General features: G+C 40.3%; 2 protein-coding genes. Both read right to left on the bottom strand.

Translation table 11 applies throughout. The features are described 5' to 3' along the window. On the bottom strand, positions 1–383 hold a 383-nt coding region (locus QXR92_04400; protein MEM0319240.1), incomplete at its 3' end, for a hypothetical protein. Positions 384–672: 289 nt separating this feature from the next. Further along, positions 673–2,703, bottom strand: a complete 2,031-nt coding sequence (locus QXR92_04395; GenBank protein MEM0319239.1) for a hypothetical protein — start codon at positions 2,701–2,703, stop codon at positions 673–675. Positions 2,704–5,919: the final 3,216 nt, after the last annotated feature.

Below are 5,919 nucleotides of genomic sequence, written 5' to 3'. Positions count from 1 at the left end.
TTAGGATCATCATAAGCCTTTATGTTTTCAAAGTGCGTCATTACTCTTTTGTAGTTTTCGTCTGGTTTTAGCACAAATAGGTAATACTCATGTTTTTGTAACTCTTCTAGTACCGGTGAAACGAAGTTAATGTCTTTTCCCTGATACACCATAGTAGACAGGAAGAAACGATCTACCAAGATGGGACGGGCATTTAAGTCCACAAAGATACCAAGTTGCCCCCTCAAAAATGACAGCATTTCACCCAGATAGGCAACGGGTGGCATCTTACGATAATAGACTAGGGGAAAATGCACGTAAAAAACATCATAACGATCTCTTATTTTCTTTAAAAGAGTGGTCTTACCCACTCCGTTGCTTCCTTCTACGATAATTAGTTTCATAAAACTAGATAAACATCACGAATATTTAAGAGTTTTTCCACTCGATTCTGACCATATCGTTGATAGCTTCAGTCACTATCTCGTCCAGGTTTTTGATCTCTGTGCAATTCTTGAAATTGCCATCCATGGACGGTTCGCATTGATAACCCGTAACAGTCATATCGTTATCGTTCTTTATTTCAAGATGAACTACTTCGCCGTCACGTGATACTACCACATTAATGTAATCTAGTTTGAGATATTTATGCATAAATAACAGGTATCTGATTAGCTCCTTCATGTTCTATCATCACATAAATCCATGTTTTAGTTTACCTGGCGGTACCTTATGGGGTATGTAATTGAGAGTATTGTTAAACATTCCTTGATTAGCGGTATAGGTTAAGTAATTGAAAAAATCAGGTGCGTTACTAGATAATCCCTGATTCTCGAAGAAGTTGTTATTTTGCATAGTCATGTTAGCTTGGGTGGTTGATCCTTGATTTGTTGATCCACTGTTTGATTGACTTTGTTGAGTTGATGATTGTGATTGTATTGCTTCACTAGTCTGTACTGATTCTGATGTTGTAACATTACTTGACTGGTTCTGTGTTGTAGTGTTGTTTTGCACACTAACGTTACTTGATCCGGTCTGTGTTGTAGTTTTATTTTGGACAGTCACGTTAGTCTGACTATTATTTGACGTTATTGTTATGTTATTATTTACAAGCGAGTAGTCTAATCCGTTCGTTTGTGGTGTTGAGGTTATTGCAGGACATACGAAACCATGCTTAGCCAACATAAACGCTAACTGGTACTGATAAGCGTAAGCTAACAGTGCAGTGTTCCATACATGTCCGCCCTTCGGCGACAATTCAATGATCACGTTAGCGTAATTGTTGTGCTTTACAGTCCTTAATGCGCTAACAATCTTATGCAATGGAGGGGGTGGTGGAGGCGGTGATGTAATCATGTAAGGAGGCGGTGGCGAAGGTGGTAATCCTGGTGGTAATGGTAACGAAGGTTTAGGTGGCGTAGGTGGTGAAGATGGTAACGCAGGCGGAGGTGGTGGAGGTGGGTTAGTGAAGTTCAAAGCGTGCGATGCGTTGTAGAGATTTATTTTGAATGTTGGAAATACTTGACTGTAAATATCATTGGATAAAGATGAAAGCACAGCAGATAATGCCACGACCTGGGGAACAGTTTGCAGATATGCCGTGTTTATGTTATTCACGTTTGCTAATTCTAATAAATAGCCCGCAATAATTGCTAGGTATGTACTTGCCTGTGGTGCATTAACATACGTTTGTAATGATGAAAATACAAAGTCTATAGCTTGGTTGATCTGTCCAGTTGATAATAATGTATTAGCTTGTGAAGTAATCGATGCGAACGTTGAGATAGTAGATGTTATTTGTGTAAAATTAGATGATAACAACGATGTGACTACATCTAACACATACGTACTTAACTGTGAACCAGTCACATCAAACGGTTCAAGTACTTCTTTTGACTGTAACGCCAACGTTAGCGTAGCGTTTCTTAGAAACACTTCAATATCTTCAACGTAAATAGTTTCTGATGGTTGTAATTCTTGTATGATTTGTTCTACTTTTTGGTTAAGATATGCTAACGTATTAGATAAATTGGTAATCATGTTCTCTAGTGTCTTAACTGTTTGATTTGTGTCATAAAATTCTGATATTACTGTATCAATATCACTTATCTCCTGGTATGAAATGTCAAAACAAGGCTCTACGGGTAGGGCATTGACTTGTTGAACATATGGCGCTAGAACTGTATTACCAAATAATGACATCGCTACGTCTACTTTTAGCTTATTGCAAATGTATCCTCGTATTAAACTTTTCTTGACTTCATTAATTCCCGTGGCTTCAAAGAAGTCATCATTTAATATCTCATTCATTACCATGTAGGCGTTTATGGCGCTTAGCATGTCCATAGCATGAAGATAAGCGTCTAGTTCCAGCGTAGTGGAAGGTATGATCTGTGAGGGGAACGATCCCCTGATCCATAGAAATAGTGACCCGGTACCTGACACTAGCGCATTACCCGCTAGGTCACTTCCGTTAGTATTGAAACCTAGTTTTATGTTACCCGTTGACACATATTGAACTGGAGTCTCTAGATTCAATGATACCGGTCTAGTAGATACGACAACCTCAGCGGGATAGTTAACAATCGTAACAGGATTGAAGAAGCCCGGGGCGGGTGACGTTTGATAACTACTGTAGTCAACATTGTAGTAAAGTGTCTGTTGATAGTATTGTTTTCCAAGCGATGAAACTAATGCACCCTTAGGGACTGAAATTGTGATCATTTATTCAACACCCCAATAACTTTACTAGTAAATTTTGGTAATACTTTCCACATTATAAATAGGGTTACCAATCCACTTATAACTAGGATGATCAAATTCGCTATGCTCATGATTTATCACCCTTATTAAGTCTCAGTATCTGAGCGTTGTGACTCGCCTGTATGTTTAGCGTGAGGAGTTGAGCAAAATATCTGGCTTCGTTTTCCATGTATTTGTTGTGATGATAGTCCATTATCAATGAGGATAACATGTAAATGGAGACAAGAAAGGTTAACAATTCAGCAATTTGGTAGTACATACGTGTTATGATTAAGTGTTAATTAAGTGCGCCGATGATCCTCTTTTCACTGGTATCATTAACCTCTGTCCGTTTATCGACATAACGACTAACAAATAGTTAGTTGAAAGGGGAAACACATGCAAGTAATCGGGTGGTGGATTAAATAACGGTACAGCGTTTAAGATAACACCACGTTCGTCTCTAGTTATCTTTATACTGTAACGTGGCGATACACGTATTATCTCGTCCATTTTGACCCCCTCAGCAGGCTTAGAAGTATGCGATAGTACACGTTATCACTTGTCTCTTGACTTCTTTGACTTGAGATAGTGAATATCGTGGTTGGCGATATGTTAACGTGTGTGGATGGAGCATCATTAACAAAAATGTGGGATGAGTCATTAATTGATTGCGATGGTTGTGCGTAATTAGGGTGATCGTCCACGTTAACCGCATTTACCTCAGGCGGTATAACCGGTGAAGGTTGTGCATAAGTTGGTTCATCATGTACGTTTACCTCTTCAGTTGATGACGGTAAAATAACCGATGGTTGCGACGTAACCGGCGCATACTCTTCAGTCACAGATGGCGCAAACACACTAGTAGACTTTCTGATTGTCTTATTCGTTGTAGATGTTGAATAAGTCCTAGTCTGTGATGGTGCGTATGTGCTAGACTGTGATGGTGCGTATGTGCTTGATTGTGATGGAGCATAAGTTTCCGATCTAGCAGTACTAGGAGCAAACGTTTCGCTAACCGAAGGTGCAAATACACGGTTGCGTGTTAGCTTTTTCTTAAATCTTTCTCTAGCGATGTCTGTCATTGTTATAACCCTATGTCTATCTGACGTATGTCCTCACTCTCCGGGTTATGTCATTCACGTAGCGGAATGACGCCATCACGTCATAAAATATGCCCGCTCCTATCTTGGACACTAAGAAACGGGCAATCTGTAATGAGTACCTAACTAGATCATAGAATAGATTGAATACGATGTCAACGATGTTAATTATCAATCCGGTCATGATATCACCCCGACGATTCGCTAGTTACTGATAACGTAAACGTCTTGTGGAAGAAATTGAAGGTGTAGGTACCGTTAGCTACTATCAGAAACACTAGGATAGCTACTAACAAGATAATCAGTATCATGACTTAGAAGGGTTTAAGTACTGTTTTGTAACGTAGCAACAGGTATGCACTGACCAGGTTCGGCGTTATAGATAAGTAGACTATTGTTAGAATTAACAGCGGGACAGCACGTTGTACCGTTACATGGTGCGTTATTGACGATTCGTTCATTCGGATAGCATTGTGTGTTAATCGGTACACATTGACCGTCCGACGGCTCGTATACTGTTACACACTCTACGCCACGCTCGGGTACGTAGAAGGAAGGCGGACAGCATGTACTACCTTGACATGGAACGCCGTTATTTGCGTAATACAAGTCTGAGGAACATGCGAATGATTGAAATACGCATCCGTTAGGTGTGGGTGTGAACGTCTCCACACATATCTGACCGTCTGAACTGTATGTTAGGGATGGACAGCAAACCGAATGCCCTACGCATCCGTTATTTTCACTCATGTAGTACCTGACGCACGGCGCTCCGTCACTTGAGTAATAGCTCTCTGTTGGACATGTTACTGTTACAGTGTTTACGCTCTGTCCATTGTTACAGCATAGCTCATTTGAACAAACGGAATAGGGACAGTTTGATATCTTTAGTATTGGTGGCTTTCCAATAGCACAGTAACAGTTTAATGCACAGTTTATTTTTAGACCAAGCGCATTAAATACATTTGAGGCAGATATACATGTAACAAAGTGAATGGGTCCGAGGCATACACCAAACTCAATAGTTAAGTTAAATAGGACACAAATTAGTACAATGATAGCGTCAGTCAATTGGTTAATTAACGATGAGATTATTCCTAATATGTATCCTATTCCATATACGATATTACAGATAGCTTGAATGATTGGATTTGAGCTACATACACCCGGCACAACGCTCTCGTTTGACAAGTTTGGCGGTGAGAATGACGGCAATTGAAACGCAAAGAAGTCAGCACTGTTACCCTCCGCCACGCCGTCAGCGAAGCACGCTATGGGATTGATAGCGTCAGCTACCAATCCGTTTATCAGTCTAGTTATGCCACCCTTTACAATAAACTGATAAAAATTGTAGATTAGACATAAGAAGAATCTGGTAGGTAGGGTAACGATGAACAGCAAAGTAAGGGGTAGGTTTGCCATGAGCGTGGGCAGTGAATTTAGTACATTTTTAGGTAAAATGTCACAAACTGGGTTTTCCTCAATGGTGTACTCACTTGACGACTCGTAGCATGGAGAGAACGGTGACGATACTTGACAACCCAACGGTATTGGCGATAATGCACCTTGACAGCTCATAACGAGCACCCGCTAGTTGAAAAATAGGGTAAACATATGTTAAGTCCTAGAAATCTTGCTATCCCGTTAACGATTGTTATTAAAGGATTAGCAAACGACAGCAATGCACCGCCCAGCACACAAAACAAATAATCAAAGATGTTACCTTGACAACCCGCAAACGGATTAGGGAATGATGTAGCACATGTGTTACAGTTGAATGATTTGCAATTAGTTGCACCTAATGCGTTAATTATACCTAATGGAGGTACCAAATTGTAAAGCAGACAGATGGGGTTTCCGACTGTGTTAAGCAATGGACACAAAAGAAAACGTAGCGGTAGCGTTACGATGTACACGATTAAGACGGGAAGGTTTGCGAACAGTGAAGGAACAGACGATACGGGCGGAAGGATCTCACAGGCTAACCTAGTCTTATTCTGAATCTCCGAGATAGTGTTATTGAACGACTGGACAGCGTTGACAAAGTCACTTAGCATGACTTATGACAGTTAATGAACTTCTAAGAAATTGCGAT

This window comes from Fervidicoccaceae archaeon (genome assembly GCA_038734945.1).
In the GTDB taxonomy this organism is placed as follows: Archaea; Thermoproteota; Thermoprotei_A; order Sulfolobales; family Fervidicoccaceae; genus ARK-14.
This window is presented reverse-complemented; position numbering and strand designations above follow the sequence as displayed.